Raw genomic sequence first — 19221 nt, forward strand, 5'->3', positions numbered from 1 at the left:
CGGCGGCGGCCTGCCGCTGGCCGTCATCGCCTACCGGGAGGAGCTGGACGGCTGGGCCCCCGGCGCGCACACCGGCACGTTCCGCGGCAACCAGCTCGCGATGGCCGCCGGTGCCGCCACCCTGCGTTTCGTCCACTCCGAAGCCCTGGATCTGCGCGCCGCCGAGGTCGGCGCCCGGATGCTGGCCGACCTGCGGACGATCGCCGCGGGCCGGCCCTGCGTGGGAGACGTCCGCGGACTCGGGCTCATGATCGGCCTGGAGGTGGTCGATCCCGACGCCGGCCCGGACGCCCTCGGTGCCCGGCCGGCAGACCCCCACCTGGCCGCCCGTGTCCGGGCCGAGTGCCTGGCCCGAGGCCTGATCGTCGAGCTTGGCGGGCGCCACGACGCGGTGGTGCGGCTGCTCCCGCCGCTGACCATCACTGACGCCGAGGCCGACCGGGTACTGGCCATCCTCGCCGACGCCCTCACCGCGGCAGCCTCCCCGCCCCGGTGAAGCCCGTCCCCGTACCACCGGCCCTGGGCGGCGCGCCCACGGGGACGCCGGACAGGCCGGCACCTGATCGGTCTGATCGGTCTGACCTGCCGGGTCTGCCGGGCCAGGCCGCGGCAACCGCCGCGGACGCCCGGGTCATCGAGACGCTGCTGCGCTGCTGGGTTCGGGAGAACGGGATCGCGGTGGACCGCCACGGCGGCCCGCTGCGGATCGGTCTGCCCGCCTCCGGACTGGCGTTGGAGGTGCCCGTCCGCTACCGCTCGCCCTGCGGCTGGCATCGCTTCGGCCCGCCGACCATCAGCGGCTCGACCACGGAAGCCGCGGCCCCGGGGAACCCGATCGGGGAAGCTCCAGCCACGGGCGGCCGGGCCACGCGGCGTCCGAGCACAGGAGGCCCGGCCGTGGGAGGTCCACCGGTGGACGCCGGGCTGCTGGCTGCCCTGCTCGTCCGCGAGATCGCCAGCCGGCAGGGGCTGCCGCCGTCGGCGGGCGCGGACTGCCTCGGCCGCGTCATCGACTCGCTGCGGCGGATCGCCGTGCACATCGAAGCCCGCGCCACCACCCGCCGAGGGCCCGCCAGGCCGACCACACCGGCCACGCCATCTGGTCCGGTCGTGCCACCGGATGGACCGGGCACACCAGCCGAAGTGGCCATGCCGGCCGGGGCGGGCGCGTCCACCGTGCCGGACGCGGCGGGCGACGCGGCTGGCACGGCGCTGTTCCTTGTCGCCGAACAGGCGTTGATAACCGGGCATCCGTTCCATCCGACGGCGAAGAGCCGCGAAGGTGCGTCAGCGGAGGAGCTGGCCACATACTCTCCAGAGTTGTATGGCTCCTTTGCCCTGCACTGGTTCGCTGCCCACCCGTCGGTGGCGGCCTCGGGCGGGACGATCGCCGGCCGCGGCCCGGCGGAGCTCCTACGCCGCCTGCTGCCCGACCGCGACCTGCCTGTCGCCCCCGCCGGCTACCTGCTCCTGCCGGCACACCCCTGGCAGGCCCGCTACCTACGTACCCGGCCGGACGCCACCGCCATGATCGCCGATGGTCTGCTGGTGGCTCTCGGCCCGGCCGGGCCACCGTGGTATCCGACGGCGTCGCTGCGCACTGTGTGGCGGCCGGACGCACCAGTCATGATCAAACTTTCCCTGGGTATGCGGATCACCAACTCCCGCCGGATCAACCTGCGCGACGAACTGGAGCTGGGCGTCCAGATCAGCGCGCTGCTCGACACGGGCCTGCGGGACTGGCTGGCCGGCGCCCATCCCGACTTCCACCTGCTCGAGGATCCGGCATGGGTCGGCCTCGACCCTCCGAGCGCAGGGAGTCCGGCCCCGGGGGCCGCGAGCGTGTCCAGCCTGGGGCTGGACAGCGCGATCCGGGTGAACCCGTTCGGTGTGGACGACCGGGTGGTGTGCGTGGCCGGGCTGGTCGCCGACCGCCCGGACCGGACCGTGCGCGCCGACCCCGCCAACCCCACCGACCCCGGCCCGTCCATGCTCGTCAGGATCGTCGACGGGCTCGCGGCACGGGCCGGGCGGCCCGCCGCCGAGGTCGCCGCCGACTGGTTCGCCCGCTACCTGCGGGTCGTCGCCGCGCCGGCGCTCGACCTGTACGCGCGCCACGGGGTCGGCCTGGAGGCGCACCAGCAGAACTGCCTGGTCACCTTGGACGACCACGGCCGGCCCACGGCCGGCTGGTACCGCGACAGCCAGGGCTACTATGTCGCCGCGTCCCACGCGGATGCCGTCCGCCGGGCCGTGCCCGGGTTCGGCGACGGGCTAGCCGCGATCTTCGACAACGCCCTCGTGGACGAACGGGTGCTCTACTATCTTATGATCAACAACGTGTTCGGGGTGATCGGCGCTCTGGGCGCCGCCAACCGGGCGGACGAGACCCACCTGCTGGCCGCCGTGCGCGTCATGCTGGTGCGCATGCGCGCCGACCTGGCCGCCGACGGCGTGGCCGTGCCGGACCTGTTCGGCCTGCTGCTGGACTCCCCCGTCCTGCGCTGCAAGGCGAACTTCGCGACAGCGGTCGACGGGCGCGACGAACTGGCCGGCCCGGTCGCCACCCAGTCGCTGTACGTCGACATCCCCAACCCGCTCGTCACGGAGCTCGGATCGTGAGCACCCACCCGTCCGACCAGGACCGCCCGGACGAACAGCGCAGGCGGGACGAGTCGAACGAACGGGACGAGCCGTTCGACCTGGTGGGCGTCGGGTTGGGGCCGTTCAACCTCTCGCTGGCCGCGCTCGCCGACGGGCTGCCCGGGCTGCGCACCCGGTTCTTCGAGGCCAGGCCGGGGTTCTCCTGGCATCCCGGCCTGCTGCTGCCGGGCACCCGGCTGCAGGTGCCCTTCCTCGCCGACCTGGTCACCCTCGCCGACCCGACCAGCCGCTGGTCGTTCCTGTCCTATCTGCACGCGCACGACCGGTTGTTCCGGTTCTACTTCCACGAACGCTTCCACCTGCTGCGGCAGGAGTACGACGACTACTGCCGCTGGGTGGCCACCGGCCTGGCCGCCACCCGTTTCGGCTCCCGGGTGGACGCGCTGCGCTGGCGTCCGGACACCGGGCTGTTCGAGGTCGAGGTGAGTGCCCAGGCCGACGGCCACACCCTCGCTGCCCGGACCACCCGGACGGCGCTGGCCCGCAACATCGTGCTGGGGGTGGGGACCGAACCGTCGGTGCCGGCGGCGTTCGCCGGGCTGCTCGGGCCGGAGGTGTTCCACTCCGCCGAGTACCGGACGCGGCGGGCCGCCCTGGCCGGCGCCGGGCACGTGACCGTCGTCGGCTCGGGGCAGTCCGGCGCGGAGGTCTTCCTCGACCTGCTGCGCGCCCAGCCGGAAACCGGCCAGGCCCTGCACTGGATCACACGGACGCCGGCCTTCGCCCCGATGGAGTACTCCAAGCTGGGCCTGGAACAGTTCACACCCGACTACGTCCGGTACTTCCACGGTCTGGACCAGTCGGCCAAGGACGCGCTCCTGCCCAGCCAGTGGCAGCTGTACAAGGGCATCGACGCCGAGACGATCGCGGAGATCTACGATCTGCTGTACGAACGGACCGTCGCCGGCGCGGCCGTGGACGCGGCCCTGCTGCCCCACGTCACGATCGAGTCGGGGACGCGGACAGCGGCCGGGCGGATCAGGCTGATCTGCCGGCACGTCCCGCAGGACCGAGTGTTCACGGTCGAGACCGACCGGGTCGTGCTCGCGACCGGGTACGCCGCCCGCCGGCCCACGCTGCTCGGCCCGGTCGCGGACCTGCTCGACCTCGACGCCGCCGGCCGGTACCAGGTGGACGCGGCCTACCGGCTCGCGACCGCGCCGCGGGTCAGCGGACGGATCTACGTCCAGAACGCCGAACTGCACACCCACGGGGTCGGCACGCCAGACCTCGGCCTGGGCGCCTGGCGGGCGGCGGTGATCCTCGACGACCTGACCGGCGGCGCGGCCTACCGCGTCCCGCCACGATCGGCTTTCACGACCTTCGGCGCGCCCACCGACACGCCGGCGCCCGGCCCCGGTCCTGCTTCTGGCATGTCCCGGCCGACCACCGGTCCGGCGGCCGGATCGACGGACACGGGAGCTGGGCCGGCTGCCGGCCCGGCCGTGCGCCCGCGGCGCGGTGACGTGCCCGCGCCAACCGGCGGAGGTGGGCAGTGGACGGACAGGAACGGGCCGTGAGCCGGCCGCATCTGTGGCGGGCGGCCGGGCAGGCCCTGCTGGCAAAGCTGATCGCGGAGTTCTCCTACGAGGAACTGCTGCACCCGCAGCCCGTCGCCAGCACCGCGAGCACCGCGAACCCGACGGACGCGACGAATCCCGCGAGCCCGGCGGGTACCGCGAACCTCGCGGGCGTGACCGAGTCGGCGGACCTGTCCACAGCTACGCCCCCGGTGGCGCGCGTCGGGCGCGGTGAACCGGCCGGTTACCGGCTGACCTGCGGTGATGTCAGCTACACGTTCACCGCCCGCCGCGGCACGTTCGGCACCTGGTGGTTGGACGCCGCCTCGCTGCGTCGCGCGGGCCCATCCGGCCGGCCGGACCGGCCGGGCTGGCCGGATGGCCGGCCGGGTAGCCGGCCTGGTGGCCGGTCGGCCTCCGCGGACGATCCGGCGCCAACGGATCCCGGCGGGTACGCCACGTCGCGCGGCCCGGTCCCAGCGGACGACCCGGTGCGTTTCGTCCTGGACGCCGCGGGTCTGCTGGACTGGCCGGACGACGTCACCGCGGACGTCGTCCGTGAGCTGACCGCGACGCACGCCGCCGATGTGCGGCTGCTCGCCGCCGCACGCCCCGCTGCCGAGCTCGCGGACGCGACCTACACCGAGATCGAGGGCTTCGCCACCGGGCATCCGTGCATGGTCGCGAACAAGGGACGGCTGGGCTTCGGTCTCACCGACGCGGGCCGTTACACCCCGGAGGCGGCCACCCCCCTGCGGCTGCTGTGGGTAGCCGCGCATCCGGAGCTGGCCACCTTCGCGTCCGCCGGTTTTACGACCGCCAGCTTCCCGACCGCCGGATCCGGCGGTGCCGGACCGGCCGGTGCGGACGACCCGGACGCCCGTGGCGGCGTTCTCACCCAGCGGCGGCTGTTGGCGGCCGAGCTCGACCCGTCCACCCGGGCCGCGTTCGCAACGACGCTGGCAACCTGGCTCGCGACCGCGGGCAGTGGCGCGGAGGCTGGGACGGACCGTGACGACGGCCGGCCCGCGGAGCCGGGCACCGCTCCGGCACGGCCGGCTCCGCCCCGGGGAGAACCGGTGGCTGATCCACCGGATGGCCGGGGCCGAGAGGAACAGGCTCCGTCCCAGGGGGAGCCGGCCGCCACCCATGAGGAGTACGTCTGGCTGCCGGTGCATCCCTGGCAGTGGGAACACGTGATCGCGCCGCTGTTCGCCGCCGAGATCGCGACCGGCCGGTTGGTGCTGCTCGGCAAGGCACCAGATCGCTACCTTCCGCTACAATCTGTGCGTACTTTGGTGAATATCGACCGTCCAGCACGGTTCAATGTCAAACTTGCGCTAATGATTCGTAACACACTGGTGTGGCGAGGGATGTCAGCCGACGACGCCCACGCCGGCCCGGACACCTCCGCCTGGCTGGTCGGCATCCGGGACGCCGACGCGTTCCTGCGGGACGTCACACGGGTGCTGCCGCTGCCGGAGATCGCCGGGGCCACCGTCACCCACAGCGCGTACGGGGAGCTGGCGCGTGCGCCGTACCGCTTCCACGAGCTGCTGGGCGTCCTGTGGCGGCAGCCGGTCGAGAGCCTGCTCGCCCCCGGCGAACGGGCCCGGACGTTCGCGTCGTTGCTGCTCGTCGGCTCCGACGGCCGGGCGCTGGTCGGCGAGCTGGTGGCCCGCTCGGGCCGCGGGGCGCGGGAGTGGCTGCGGGCGCTGCTGTCCTGCCTGCTGCCGCCGCTGCTGCACTACCTGTACGTCTACGGCGTCGCCTTCACCCCGCACGGCGAGAACGTCGTCCTCGTCTTCGACGGTGACGACGCCCCGACCCGAATAGCGATCAAGGACTTCGGAGCCGACATAGAACTGGTCGACGCCGCCCACACCGGTGATGACCGGCGTGGCTGGCCCGAGCAGGCGGACCTGCCGGCGTCCGCCGCGCGGTACCTGCGGCGCTGGCCCGCGTCCGACCTCGCCCACTCGATCCTGTCAGCGCTGTGCGCGGGACACTTCCGGTTCTTCGCGGTCATCCTCGAGGACCATCTCGGCGTCGACGAGCGGGAGTTCTGGACGCTGGTCCGCGCCGAGATCGAGAACTATCACCGCGCCTTTCCCGAACATGCCGACCGGTTCGCCCTGTTCGGCCTGCTGGCGCCCACCTTCGACCGGGTCTGCCTCAACCGGGAGCAGCTCGCCGGAACCGGCTTCCACGACCGGCCCGACCGGGACGGCGGATTCGATGTCAGCCACGGCCAGGTCGCCAGTCCCCTGCATCTGGTGACGATCGACACCGTGACTCCGAAGAGCAGGCCCCCGAAGACCGAGAGAGCCCGGCGATGAACCTCGACAACGAGACGACGAACATCCGGATGACGGCCGGCCGGACGACGGGCGTGGGAGCGTCGGCCCGGCTGCCGCGCGCAACCACCCGGCCGGCTTGAACCGGCCCGCGCGGCGGCATCCCGGCCTCCTCGACGTCGACGAGCTGCGGCGGCTCGCGGCGTCCACGCGTTCCCCGGACAGCATCGACGAAGTGCTCGTGGGCCTTCCCGACCTGCAGGGGCGTCTTCAGGGCAGCGGGGCGTCGGTGGATCACTTCATCGAGGACGTGCTCGCACGCGGCCTGCCCGCCTGCGCCTATCTGCTCGCCGTGGACGTCGAGATGGACACCGACGCCGGCTACGCCTTCGCGCCCTGGGACACCGGCTTCGGGGACTTCCGGCTCGTACCGGACCTCGCGACTCTGCGCCGCGCTCCGTGGCATCCCCGCTCGGCCGTGGTGTTCGCGGATGCCTGGTGGCCGGCTGGCGGCATGGTCCGCGTCGCGCCCCGGGCCGTCCTGCGCGCGCAGCTCGACCGGCTCTACACCCGGGGGCTGGCCGCGCTCGCCGGTACCGAGCTGGAGTTCCTGGTGTTCACCGAGTCCTACCAGCAGGCGGCCGACCGCTCGTACGGCGGCCTGACCTCGGCGTCCCGGTACAACGTCGACTACTCCCTGATCGGGACGTCCGAGATGGACGGGCTGGTCCGGACGATCAGGCGGGCCATGGCGGACGCGGGGGTGCGGGTCGAGTCGGCCCGGGCGGAGGTCCATCCGGGCCAGTACGAGATCGTCTTCCGCTACGACGACGCGATGAGTACCTGCGACAACCACGTCCTCTACAAGACGACGGCGAAAAACCTTGCCGCGCAGGCCGGTCAGGCAGTGACCTTTATGGCAAAATATGATCAAGGAGAGGGAAACTCCTGCCATGTTCACCTGTCCCTGCGGGGGCGGGACGGCGCGACGCTGTTCGCCGCCGAGCCGTTGGAAGACGGGCGGGCAGCACCCGACGAGGAGTCGGCCGAGCGGGCGGATCTCGCCGGGATGTCGAAGCTGATGCGGTCGTTCGTGGCCGGGCAGCTCGCCTGCATGGCCGAGTTCGCCCTGCTGTTCGCGCCGACCGTCAACTCCTACAAGCGGCTCGCCGCTCCGGGCTCGTTCGCGCCGACCGGTATCGCCTGGGGACGGGACAACCGCACCTGCCCGGTGCGGGTCGTCGGCTCCGGCCGCTCGCTGCGGATCGAGCATCGGGTGCCCGGTGGTGACGCCAACCCGTACCTGGCGGTCGCCGGGATCATCGCGGCCGGCCTGTACGGGATCGACAACGACCTTGCGCTGCCACCGGCGACGGCCGGGAACGCGTTCACCGCGCCCGGGGTGGCGCGTCTGCCCAGGACGTTACGGCAGGCGCAACGGCTGTGGCGTTCCAGCGAGATCGCGCGGGCGGCGTTCGGCGACGACGTTGTCGACCATCTCGCGCACGCCGCCGATGCCGAGCTCGCCTCCTACGAGACGACCGTCACCGACTGGGAACGCCGCCGCGCCTTCGAGCGCCTGTGAGTCACCGGCACGTCGGTGGGACGAGCGCCGGACGGTTACTCCGGGTCCCGTACAGCGCGCTGGGCCCCGTACGGCGCGCTGGTGTCCCGTACGGTTCCGACGAGCCGGATCGTCCATGGCACCGGTGTCGACGAAGCCGCACCGGACGCCGGCCCGGGTCCCATGCTGTTCCGACGCCGTCCGCGGCGCCCACGGCGGTCGTCCCCTTCCGGGCGCCGCTCCAGTGCCCGTGTTGTTCCAAATTTTGCGCCGATCCGGATTTCGCGCTGTTCCGGTCCTGCGCCGTCTCGACCTCGCGCCGTTCCGGCCCTGCGCTATTCCGGGTCAGCGCACGGTGTTTCGGGCCGAAAAACCGTGTTCCGGGCCGGAGACTGCCCGCGAAAACGGTTTTGTCCTGACCGTCCATCCGTCATGTGCATGGTCCGGCAGATATCCGGGCACGGATTGCCGGCCGGCTTCGGCAACGGCCGGGCATGGCTGGGCACAGTCGTACAGAGGCGTCGGACAGGGGCGTCGGACAGGGGCGTCGGACAGGGACCGCACACCCCACCTGCGCGGCGTCCTGGAAAGCCAGGCTCCCGGGTCGCTCGCGGGGGCGGCCGATCCGTCCACGGCCGCCCCCGCGAGCCGTGCGGCAGCAGCTCCACCACCTCTGCCGCAAGATTCAGTTGGATACCGGCCACGCCGCCGCACCCGGCGTCCCGGTACAAGCGGGCGGTCACCGACGGGTGCGGACGACCGCATCCGGGAGAACTGGTCACGATCGTCGCCAATCGTGCGTCCGGTTACGGTCCAGCGGGTCTCCTACGGTATTGAGGCTAGAACGTGAAACGAGGTCGTGACAAGGGCCGGCGATGCCGTCTCGATGGTTTTTTCCACATTGTGACCGGTAACAGAAAATACCATGACGAGCATACCGCTTTATTTTTCGGATTGTCTTACCAGCTCATATCCGATGCTTCCCACATTTTCGACAGGTGCGTTATGGGCGACTTCCGCCCGGGGCGCCTCCACCAGGCCGATTCGGGCGTGCAGGGCGCTCAGCGGCCGTGGTGCCCACCAGTTGACGTTGCCGGCCAGGCGCATGAACGCCGGTACCAGCACCCCGCGGATCAGGGTGGCGTCCAGGACTATCGCCAGGGCCGTGCCGATGCCGAACATCTGCATGAACGTCACCGACGACGTGGCGAAGGCCACGAAGGTCACCGCGAGCAGCGCCGCGGCGGTGGTCACAATCCGCCCGGTGCGGGCGAGGCCGGTGGCGACGGCCTCGGTGTTCGGGACGCCCCGGTCGTACTCCTCCTTGATCCGAGACAGCAGGAACACCTCGTAGTCCATGGACAGGCCGAACGCGATGCAGAACAGCAGCACCGGCATGGAGGTGTCCAGCGGCCCGGGCAGGAAGCCCAGCGCCCCGGACAGGTGGCCGTCCTGGAAGATCCAGACCGCGGCGCCGAGCACGGCGCTCAGCGACAGCGCGTTGAGCACCAGGGCCTTCAGCGGCATGACGACGCTGCCGGTGAACAGGAAGAGCAGCACGAACGTGGTCAGCGCGATCAGCCCGACGGCCAGTGGCAGATGGTCGGAGATGGTCGCCTTGCCGTCGACGAGCACCGCGGACGGACCGCCGACGAGCACGGACGTCCCGGCCGGAACGGGTCGCTCGCGCACGGCCCTGGCGAGATCCTGCCCGGCGTCCGACGCCGGGTCGACCGAGGGGACCACCTCGAGATAGGTCGAGGTACCGGCGGAGAACCGGGAGTCCGCGGGGGCGGGGGGCGTCACCTGGCGGCCGGCGGCGTAGGTGCCGGCCGCGCTGTTCACCCGAGCCACGTTCGGTAACGAGGACAGGTCGCGCGCGTATCCGTCCAGTGCGGGCCCGCCAGCCGGAGCGCCCCCGCCGGGGCCGCCAGCCGCCCCCTCCAGCACGACGGTCGTGGCGGCGGCGGTGTCGGCGGCGAAGTCCGTCCGGATGACGTCGCCGACCTGCCGGCTGGATGCGGTGTCGCGCAGCACCCGGTCGTCCGGGGTGCCGAAGGAGACGTGCAGAAAGGGGATGCCCAGCACCAGCAGCACGGCGACGGCGGGCACGCCGGCGAGCAGCGGCCGGCGCATGACAGTGGAGGCGACGGCGCGCCAGACGGGTGATTCGGAGGCCTCCCGGGGGCCGGCTGCCGCTCCAGCGGCCCGCCGGNCGCTCCAGCGGCCCGCCGGCGGCGGATCAGCCCGATCAGCCCGCCGACCCGCAGCGCGTTGACCCGCGGTCCGAGCAGCACAAGTATGGCCGGCAGGGCCACGGTCGCGCTGAGGACCGCGAAGACCGTCACGGCGATACCGGCATAGGCCATCGACTTCAGGAAGTAGGGCGGGAAGACGAGCATCACGGCGAGTGCCGCCACGACGGTGGCGCCGCTGAAGACGATCGTCCGGCCGGCGGTCCGCAGGGTGGTGGCGACCGCGTCGGCGCGGTCCCGCCCGCTGGCGAGTTCCTCACGGAACCGGCTCACCATCAGCAGGGCGTAGTCGATACCCAGGCCCAGACCCAGGGCCGTGGTGAGGTTGACCGCGAAGATCGAGACGTCGGTGAGGCTGCCGAGGACGGAGAGGATCGCAAGCCCGCCGAAGATGCCGGCCACGCCGACGGCCAGCGGCAGCAGCGCGGCCACCACGCCGCCGAAGGCCACGATGAGCAGCACCATCGTGATCGGGATGGCCACCGACTCGGCCAGGGCAAGGTCGGTGGTGACCTGGTCGTTGATGTTCTCGCCGATGGTGGCGGCACCGCCGGGGGTCACCGTCACCGGGCCGGGGACGTCCCTGGCCTGCTCGTACCGGGCGACGAGTTCCTCCGCCACGTCGTCGGAGGTGTAGGCGAGCACGAGCGCGTGCCTGCCGCTTTCGGAACGCAGGGGCGGCCCACCGCCGTCCCAGTACGAGACCGCCCTGTTCACGCCCGGCTCGGCCGCGAGGGCCCGGGTGAGCTCCCTGCCGGCGGCCGTGGCGTCGGGAGCGTCCACCGTCCCGGCGCGGGCCGTGACCAGCAGGACCAGGCTGGGCTGACCGCCGAAGCGCTCCTCCACCGCCTGGTCGGCGTGGGTGGAGCCCGACCGGGGATCGTCGAACCCACCGGTCTGGAGCTTGCCGAAGGCGGTGACGCCGAGCACGGCCGTCGCGCCCACGAGCAGCAGGGTTGCCAGCAGGACAAGCCCGGGACGGCGTGTGACCAGGCGCGCGAGGCGTGCGAACACCGGAACCTCCGGAGAGTTGTCATCGTTCTAGAGAACAGTGTTCGCGTACACCGGGCGCAGTCAAGACATCCAGTCGAAAAAGTTGACAGTGTTCACCGGACGAACCAGCATGGCCAGCGTGACCCAGCCGGTCTCCAGACGCGAGCGCCTCCGTCTCGCCACCATAGACGAGATCAAACAGACTGCCCGTGACCAGCTCGACGAGCACGGCGCGGCCGGGGTGTCCCTGCGTGCGGTGGCCCGGGCGATGGGGCTCACGCCATCCGCCCTCTACCGATACTTCACCAGCCGGGACGAGCTGATCGCCGCGCTGGCGGCCGACGGGTTCGCCTCACTGGCCGACACGCTGGAGGAGGCCTTCGACCTCGCGCCCAGGGACAACCATGCCAGGCGCTGGCTCGAGGTCACCCGCGCCTACCGCCGCTGGTCACACGAGCACGTGACCGAGTACATGCTCATCTTCGGGACGCTGGGACTGGGCTACACCCCGCCGGCAAGCCAGCCGTGTGACGGCACGGAACGCTCGGTCGCGGTGCTGTTCCGCTGCATGGCCGAGGCGATCGACGCCGGGTTGATCGACCCCTCCCGGTTCGCCGCCGAACTCACGCCGGCACTGCGCGCCGAACTTGAGGAATGGCGGGCCGACACCCGCAACACGATCCCGCCGGAAGGGCTCGCCGCCTGCCTGATCGTCTGGACGCAGCTCCACGGGTTCCTGTCCCTGGAGCTGTTCGGCCATCTCCCACCCGCGATCCGGGACGTGGGCGCGCTGTTCGACCAGCAGATGCTCGACGTCCTGCTCCGGTGCGGCTACCAGGGCCCGGTCGACTTCGTGCCCGGGCGGCAGGAACACGGCCGGCCGGAGTAACAGCGAACTGACGGCTGGCCGGCCCCGGCGGCGTGGCCCGGGGCCGGCCAGCCCGCTTACGCGGACGCCCGCATCCGGCGTTCGAGCGCCTTCAGCGCCGCGTGGCGCGCGCTCTTGATCTCGGGCATCCGCGCCTGGTAGGCCCGCGAATTCGCCAGCGGCTGGTAGAAACCAAGCCGGGGAACGAACGCCGCGTCGTCGTAACCGGGCGGACGGTGCAGCGCGTACGTACGCCCGGGATACAGCAGGTCGTAATTGTCGGCGATCTCCCAGATCGCCACCTGTGAATCGATCCGACGGCGGGAGAAATATGCCTCCAGCACGTCGACCGTAAAGCTTATCTCATGGAACTGCTTGACGAGGTCGCGGTATTCCTGACCGACCTGGTATTTGACCGGCAATGTGACCTGAACGCATTCCGTACCGCCCAGGAAATCCAGGGCGAGCACCTTCAGGGAGGTCTCCACGCCGTACCCGCGGGAAAAGGCCAGCGAGCCGAAGAGATCCGCGTCGACCACGAACTCACCGATGAGCGGCTGCTGGATGGTCGTGACGGCGGGGACGTAGTGGGCCAGCTGTTTGGAGAGCAGGGAGCGCAGCATCTCGGTGGTACGCCCGCCGGGCCGGCCGTCGCCGGTCACCCGCTGGGAACTGCCGTTGACGAACAGCGGCGCGCTGCTGGTCGTCGCGGCCGCCGCCAGCAGACCCACGGTGAGCGGGTCATAGTGCTCCAGGTCGGCGTCATGAAATACAAACCGGTCACCGAATGCCAGGTAGGCAAGGCTGCGCATCGCGCCGGCCTTGCCGCCGTAGGAGGGTGACTCGTGTTTCATGTGACGTTCGATCACCGACCGCCCCCGAACGACCCAGCTCGCCCCGGCTTCCGTCGCGATACGTATCAGGTCGTGCTCGTCGCCGTCGGACGACGGATCGACAACGACACCGATCTCGTCCAGCACCGGGCGTTCCAGCATCCAGTGCTGGCGATTCAGGGCGACGATGTTACCCAGCGTCCGGGCCGCTTCCGGGCCACGCGCGGGAATGAGCAGGCTCAGGGTGATGCCGCTGGCGAGCTTACCGGCCTCGATGGCGTCGAGGTCGAGGGTGATGGGGTCGAGCGTACGCACGGACGCCCCTCTCTCGTGAGCTTTCCATGAGAACTACCCCCCTTTATTCGAATGGGCCGGAGACGACGCGAAACGGTGTTCGGCGCGTCGTCGCAGGCCCTGAATGAGCCGGACCACCCCCACGGCCACCGAGCCAGCCCTCCCCCGTCGCGCCACCCGTCCGGCACAGGCAGCAGGTCGTGACCCGGCGTTGGCTAGGACCTCTTCCGCGCCCCCTTGCCTCCGGACCACGGATACCGGCCGGGTGACACCTCCCGGCCCATCTGTTCCGCCGCAGCCCTCAACGTGAGATGTAACAACGAGTTACAGTAGTACCCTAACGTACGCTTACCAAACTCGGTCAGTAAAAGTTACGACTATGGATACTATATGCATTCATATTGATACTTAACGTGCTGAAGCAGTATGAAAACGACCTGACGCCCGCCTCCCGCGACCGCGGGAGCCCACGCGGCGGCCCCACCGCCAGGCAGCAGAACAAGATCACCTGTCGGCGGGTCCGGAGAGTTCGGTCTCACGGACAGGAACGGGTACATACGCCATTCTGACAACGTGTCGACACAGCGATGGTGGCCACGGGCTCAGCCGAGAGGATCTCGGCACGAGGCCGTCACGCCACGCCGCACACTCCCGACAGGCGACGCACTGACACGCACAGTCAGAGTTCCGAGGACCGAGGCATCGGCAACCGGCACATCAGCAACCGGAGCATCAGCGGCCGGAGCATCGATGGTCGGCACAGCCGTGACCAGGGCACGTGGCGCGTCGGCGCTGCCGCCGCTCATGGCTCTCCTCGTCCTGCTCGGTGCCGCCGGCGGCACCGGTTGCGCGTCGAGTGACGGCTTCGTCTCGGCACCGGGCGCGCCCGACGCCTCGGGGCCGGCCGCACCCACCCGCACGGTCGCGACCGGCACGTTGCCGAACCTGATCGGCAAGGGCCTGCAGTACGCCCAGGACACCGCGCAGACGGCCGGCTTCACGAACCTGACCTCCCACGACGCGCTCGGGCGCGGCCGCGAGCAGATTCTCGACCGCCAGTGGCAGGTCTGCGACCAGTCCCCGGCGGCGGGGCCGCATCCGGTCACCGTCAGGGTCGACTTCGGGGTGGTCCATCTCGACGAGACCTGCCCGCGGGCGGGCGAGGCGGACACCGCCCTGCCGCGCATCGGCCCGACCATGCCGGATCTCGCCGGCCGCTCGCTGAAGGTCGTACGGGCGGCGTTCGGCGACAACGCCAGCGTCACGGTGCACGACGCCACCGGCGCCGACCGGATCGCGATCGTCGAGAGCAACTGGAAGATCTGCTCGACCGTACCGGCCACCGGCCGGCCCTACTCGCGGGGCACCCCCGTCACCCTCAACATCGCCAAATTCGAGGAATCCTGCCCCTGACGCCCCACCCCAGCGCGGTCAGCTACTACGGCAACAACCGCGACGAGACCGATACAGAGATCGTCGCCGCGGACGAGACGTCGGCGCGTGCCGGGCAGGCGTGGCGCGCGCAGCGGCTCATCGCGTGAACGCACCTTCTTGGGCGAGTCCCGGTCCAAGGCGGGGTTGTCGTTGTGATTTCGCGGAAACGCGGACAGGGTGGCGTGAGGGTCCTTACGCTGTGAGTGATGTTGCGAGCGGGTTGACCATGCCGACGCGTCGGCCAGGCGGGCGAGGTGGGGACAGTGCGTGACGAAACTCCAGCGGACGCGGTGCCGGATGCCGACGGGGCGACCCGGCAGCACCTGACGACCTTCTGCGGAAAGTGCAGTTGTGGCTGTCCGCAGCTGTTCGTCGACCACGACGCCCCGGCCGAACGCCGGATCGTGCTCATGGACGACTTCGGCCAGCAGGTACAGATGAGCGTCGACCAGCTCTACGAAATAATCGATCAGGCGAAGTCCGGGGCGCTGGAAAGCGTCCTCGACTCGGCGCTGGCTGTCACCTCCGGCATCCAGGATGCGGCCGGGCAGTAATCGCCGGGCAGTAGTCGCCGATCAGTAGCTGGTACCGAAAAACACGGGCAGGGACAAAGCAAGGATATATGGTCACACGGCTCCGGCCGGCCCGGTTCCAGGTCCGGCCGGAGCCTATCCAGCCGTCCCCGGAACAGGATTTTCCGGAACTTTCCAGGATTTTCCGTGTGAACGTGGACCTTGGCATGACCAGGCGGTGCCGCAATGCACCATGTACCGGGGGTCGCGGACACAACCAGCACGGCCGATGGCCCGCTCTGGTCTGTCGCGGCTCTGGTGTTCGCCGTTCTCGCGGTATTTCACGCCTGGCACGCCTGGAGGTCGGTGCGAACGGCACGCGTTGACGGGAACCGGATCGTCGTGCTGACCGAAACCGGCCATTTTCTCGTAGCGGCCGGCATGGCGTACATGTTCAGCCCGCCGGCCTGGCAGGCCCGCACCGACCGAATTCTCGCCGGAGCTACGCTGGCCTGGGGTTATCTGCTCCTTTCATCGGTCTTCCTGACCGTCAACGTGATCCGAAGAGATGATCCGGAACGCTTTCGGCAACCGGGCCCGGGCGGCCATCACGACGCTGGCGTGACCGGGACCTGCTGCTGCGCGCTGCTCGCCGTCGAGGGCCTGGCGATGGCGTACATGAACGCGCTGCGGTGGTGGTCGGCGGACGACCTCACCATCGGTTTCTTCCTGCTTTTCACGGCGCTGACCGTCCTCACGGCGGTCACCCTGGTGCTGCGCCTGACGGCACGCCCGTACCCGGCGGAGACACGCCCGTACCCGGCGGGCGGGCCGGCTGGCCAGCTGACCGCCCAACTGGCCGACCCGTTCGTGAGCAGGGCGCGGGGCGCGTCCGTCCGCGTCCACGGCTGCCGCCTGATCATGAGTGCCGGCATGGTCGCCATGTTCGCGACGATCCCGACCCCCTGACAGGGCGCGACGATCCGGCCGGCCTACGCGCCGCGTCGATCCGCTTCGGGGCGGGTCTCGTCGGGTCAGCCGCGGGCATCGGCCGGTACCCCCACGATGTGGGGGGCGGCCGGCGCGCCGTCGGCAAACGCGATGTCCTCGTCCTGGTCGGTGAACGTCGTCACGGGCGGGCAGGTGCAGACCGGGTTGCGGTCGCCGTAGGCGCCGTCGATCCGGCGTACCGGCGGCCAGTACTTCGACTCCCGCAGGGAGGCGACCGGGTAGGCCGCCACCGTCCGGGAGTACGGGTGCTCCCACTCGTCCGCCACCAGCATGGACGCCGTGTGCGGGGCGTTGCGCAGTGGGTTGTCGGTCGCCGGCCAGGTGCCCGCGCCGACCAGGTCGGCCTCCCGCCGGATCGAGATCATCGCCCGGCAGAACCGTTCGATCTCGGTCAGGTCCTCGCTCTCGGTCGGCTCGACCATCAACGTCCCGGGTACCGGGAACGACATCGTCGGCGCGTGGAAACCGTAGTCGATCAGCCGCTTGGCCACGTCGTCCACGGTCACCCCGGTGCGTTTCGTCAGCGGGCGCAGGTCGAGGATGCACTCGTGCGCGACCAGTCCGTCACGTCCGGTGTAGAGCACCGGGTAGTGGGACGACACCCGCCAGGCGATGTAGTTGGCGTTGAGGACCGCCACCGAGGTGGCCCGGCGCAGCCCGGCGGCGCCCATCAGCCGGATGTACGCCCAGGGGATCATCAGGATGCCCGCCGACCCCCACGGCGCCCCGGCGATCGGCCCGATACCGGTGGCCGGCCCCGCCTCGGGCCGCAGCGGATGGTTGGGCAGGTAGGGCGCGAGCCGTTCGACCACCGCGACCGGGCCGACGCCCGGGCCGCCGCCGCCGTGCGGGATGCAGAACGTCTTGTGCAGGTTCAGGTGGCTCACGTCCGCCCCGAACGTCCCCGGCCTGGCCAGCCCCACCAGGGCGTTGAGGTTCGCGCCGTCGACGTAGACCAGGCCGCCGCAGGAGTGCACCAGGTCGCACGCCCGCCCGATGCCCTCCTCGTAGACACCGTGCGTCGACGGGTAGGTCACCATCAGCGCCGCCAGCCGGTCGGAGTAGGCGGACGCCTTCGCGGCCAGATCTTCCAGGTCCACGTTGCCGTCGCTGTCGCAGGCGACCACCACGACCCGCATCCCGGCCATGACCGCGCTCGCCGCGTTCGTCCCGTGCGCCGACGACGGGATCAGGCAGACGTCCCGGACCGGCCGGCCCTCCACGGCGTGGTCGCGGTGGTAGGCGCGGATGGCCAGCAGCCCGGCGAGCTCCCCCTGGCTGCCCGCGTTCGGCTGCAACGACACGGCCGCGTAGCCGGTGATCGCCACCAGCCACTTCTCGAGGTCGCGGATGAGCTCCAGGTAGCCGGCGGCCTGGTCCAGCGGCGCGAACGGGTGGATGTCGGCGAAGTCCGGCCAGGTCACCGCGGCCATCTCGGTCGTGGCGTTCAGCTTCATCGTGCAGGAGCCGAGCGGGATCATGCCGCGGTCGAGCGCCAGGTCCTTGTCGGCGAGGCGGCGCAGGTAACGCAGCATCGCCGTCTCGGACCGGTACAGGTGGAACACCGGATGTTCCAGGTAGGGACTCGCCCGTACCAGCTCCGCCGGGATCGCAGGGCCGCCACCACCGGCGTCAGATCGAGCACCGATGGTAGCTATACCTGGGATGGCGCCGCCCGCGGTAGCGGCGCCGGCGGCTGTCGCCTTCCGCGCCGGCAGCGCGACCATCGACGGGGAGGGCAGCGGCGGCACCCCGAACGCCGCCCACACCGCGTGCAGGTCGGCGTCCAGCGTCGTCTCGTTACAGGAGATGCCGACGTGGTCGGCGTCGACCAGACGCAGGTTCAGCCCGCCGGCGAGCGCCGCGGCGACCGTTTCGGCCGCCCGGGACGGCACCTGCGCGAGCACCGTGTCGAAGAAGTGGTCGTGGACGACCCGCACCCCGCCGGCGCGCAGCCCCGCGGCGAGGCGTACCGCGTGGCCGTGCACCCGCTCGGCGATCCCCGCCAGCCCCCGCGGGCCGTGGTAGACGGTGTACATCGAGGCCAGCACGGCCGGCAGCACCTGTGCCGTGCAGATGTTGCTGGTGGCCTTCTCCCGGCGGATGTGCTGCTCCCGGGTCTGCAGGGCCAGCCGGTAGGCGGGCTCGCCGTCGGCGTCCACCGACACCCCGACCAGCCGGCCGGGCAGCGACCGTTCCAGGCCGGCGCGCACCGCGATGAAGCCCGCGTGCGGGCCGCCGAAGCCCAGGCCCAGCCCGAACCGCTGTGCGCTGCCGACCGCGATGTCCGCCCCGAACTCACCCGGTGCGGCCAGCAGCGTCAGCGCCAGCGGGTCGACCGCCACCGCCACGACGATCCCGTGGCTGTGGGCCTGTTCGATCACCGCGCGCGGGTCCCGCAGCGCGCCGTCGGCGGCCGGATACGCCAGCAGGACGCCGAACGCCGACTCGGCCAGGTGTTCCGGTATGCCAGCCGAGAGGTCCATGACCACCACGTCGATCCCCAGCGCCCTGGCGCGGGTGCGCAGCACCGCGATCGTCTGCGGCAGCGTCCCGACGTCCACGACGAACCGTGTGTCGGGCTTCTTCGCGGCCCGCCGGGCGAGCTGCATGGCCTCGGCCGCGGCGGTCGACTCGTCCAGCAGCGAGGCCCCGGCCGTCGCGAGACCGGTCAGATCGGCGATCATGGTCTGGAAGTTGAGCAGCGCCTCCAGACGTCCCTGGGAGATCTCCGGCTGGTATGGGGTGTACGCCGTGTACCAGGCCGGGTTCTCCAGGACGTTGCGCTGGATCACCCCGGGCAGCACCGCCGGGTGGTAGCCGAGGCCGATCATCGAGGGCACCGGGCGGTTCCGGCTGCCCAGCCGGCGCAGCTCGGCGAGCACCTCCGGCTCGCTCGCCGCCGAAGGCAGCTCGAGGGTGTCGTCGCGGATCACCTCCGGCACCGCGGTCGTGACCAGCGCGTCCAGGCTGGCA

13 protein-coding genes (1 of these 13 running past the window's edge) are annotated in these 19221 nt (G+C 71.2%); 9 read left to right on the forward strand and 4 right to left on the reverse strand.

The features are described from left to right. The 5 genes from FrCorBMG51_RS21610 to FrCorBMG51_RS21630 all read left to right on the forward strand — a co-directional run. On the forward strand, positions 1-496 hold the 3' portion of the coding sequence (locus tag FrCorBMG51_RS21610; protein ID WP_052914924.1) for a diaminobutyrate--2-oxoglutarate transaminase family protein. 1010 nt of this gene lie to the left of the window's left edge; only the last 496 of its 1506 coding nucleotides appear in the window; the start codon falls outside the window, past its left edge; its stop codon occupies positions 494-496. Beyond that, entirely contained in the window at positions 493-2622 is a 2130-nt protein-coding gene (locus FrCorBMG51_RS21615) for an IucA/IucC family protein (RefSeq protein ID WP_052914925.1), read from the forward strand. The genes FrCorBMG51_RS21610 and FrCorBMG51_RS21615 overlap by 4 nt, the downstream gene beginning before the upstream one ends. Then, a complete protein-coding gene (locus tag FrCorBMG51_RS21620; RefSeq protein WP_047224851.1) occupies positions 2619-4184 on the forward strand; it encodes a lysine N(6)-hydroxylase/L-ornithine N(5)-oxygenase family protein in 1566 nt (521 codons plus the stop codon). Before FrCorBMG51_RS21615 ends, FrCorBMG51_RS21620 begins: the two co-directional genes overlap by 4 nt. Next, entirely contained in the window at positions 4181-6523 is a 2343-nt protein-coding gene (locus tag FrCorBMG51_RS21625) for an IucA/IucC family protein (RefSeq protein WP_139342125.1), read from the forward strand. The genes FrCorBMG51_RS21620 and FrCorBMG51_RS21625 overlap by 4 nt, the downstream gene beginning before the upstream one ends. 97 nt (positions 6524-6620) lie before the next feature. After that, on the forward strand, positions 6621-8066 hold the full coding sequence (locus tag FrCorBMG51_RS21630; protein ID WP_052914926.1) for a glutamine synthetase family protein: 1446 nt from the start codon (positions 6621-6623) through the stop codon (positions 8064-8066). Positions 8067-8987: 921 nt separating this feature from the next. On the opposite strand, the gene FrCorBMG51_RS32020 is transcribed toward FrCorBMG51_RS21630, so the two are convergent. Together FrCorBMG51_RS32020 and FrCorBMG51_RS32025 are read right to left on the reverse strand one after the other, a co-directional pair. Further along, positions 8988-9890: an MMPL family transporter gene (locus tag FrCorBMG51_RS32020; protein WP_235433797.1), complete on the reverse strand. Its 903-nt coding sequence runs from the start codon at positions 9888-9890 to the stop codon at positions 8988-8990. Then, complete coding sequence (locus FrCorBMG51_RS32025; RefSeq protein ID WP_235433798.1) at positions 9887-11314, reverse strand: MMPL family transporter; 1428 nt, start codon at positions 11312-11314, stop codon at positions 9887-9889. Before FrCorBMG51_RS32025 ends, FrCorBMG51_RS32020 begins: the two co-directional genes overlap by 4 nt. Positions 11315-11423: 109 nt before the next feature. On the opposite strand from FrCorBMG51_RS32025, the gene FrCorBMG51_RS21640 reads away from it, so the two are divergent. After that, complete coding sequence (locus FrCorBMG51_RS21640) at positions 11424-12182, forward strand: TetR/AcrR family transcriptional regulator (RefSeq protein WP_047224853.1); 759 nt, start codon at positions 11424-11426, stop codon at positions 12180-12182. A gap of 56 nt (positions 12183-12238) precedes the next feature. Here FrCorBMG51_RS21640 and FrCorBMG51_RS21645 read toward each other — a convergent pair whose 3' ends face one another. Continuing rightward, positions 12239-13309 carry a glycosyltransferase family protein gene (locus FrCorBMG51_RS21645; RefSeq protein WP_047224854.1) on the reverse strand — a complete coding sequence of 357 codons (1071 nt, stop codon included), beginning with the start codon at positions 13307-13309 and terminating at the stop codon, positions 12239-12241. A gap of 729 nt (positions 13310-14038) precedes the next feature. Here FrCorBMG51_RS21645 and FrCorBMG51_RS21650 point away from each other — a divergent pair. The 3 genes from FrCorBMG51_RS21650 (at position 14039) to FrCorBMG51_RS21660 (ending at position 16203) form a co-directional block, all read left to right on the forward strand. Further along, positions 14039-14701 carry a hypothetical protein gene (locus tag FrCorBMG51_RS21650; RefSeq protein WP_047224855.1) on the forward strand — a complete coding sequence of 221 codons (663 nt, stop codon included), beginning with the start codon at positions 14039-14041 and terminating at the stop codon, positions 14699-14701. Positions 14702-14985: 284 nt separating this feature from the next. Continuing rightward, complete coding sequence (locus FrCorBMG51_RS21655; RefSeq protein WP_235433799.1) at positions 14986-15276, forward strand: hypothetical protein; 291 nt, start codon at positions 14986-14988, stop codon at positions 15274-15276. Positions 15277-15636: 360 nt separating this feature from the next. Then, a complete protein-coding gene (locus FrCorBMG51_RS21660; RefSeq protein WP_157180616.1) occupies positions 15637-16203 on the forward strand; it encodes a DUF5134 domain-containing protein in 567 nt (188 codons plus the stop codon). A 65-nt stretch (positions 16204-16268) separates the two neighbouring features. Here FrCorBMG51_RS21660 and gcvPB read toward each other — a convergent pair. Next, positions 16269-19221: aminomethyl-transferring glycine dehydrogenase subunit GcvPB (gene gcvPB / locus FrCorBMG51_RS21665; RefSeq protein ID WP_047224857.1), on the reverse strand; the 2953-nt coding region annotated here is incomplete at its 5' end.

The organism is Protofrankia coriariae, assembly GCF_001017755.1.
GTDB lineage: Bacteria > Actinomycetota > Actinomycetes > Frankiales > Frankiaceae > Protofrankia > Protofrankia coriariae.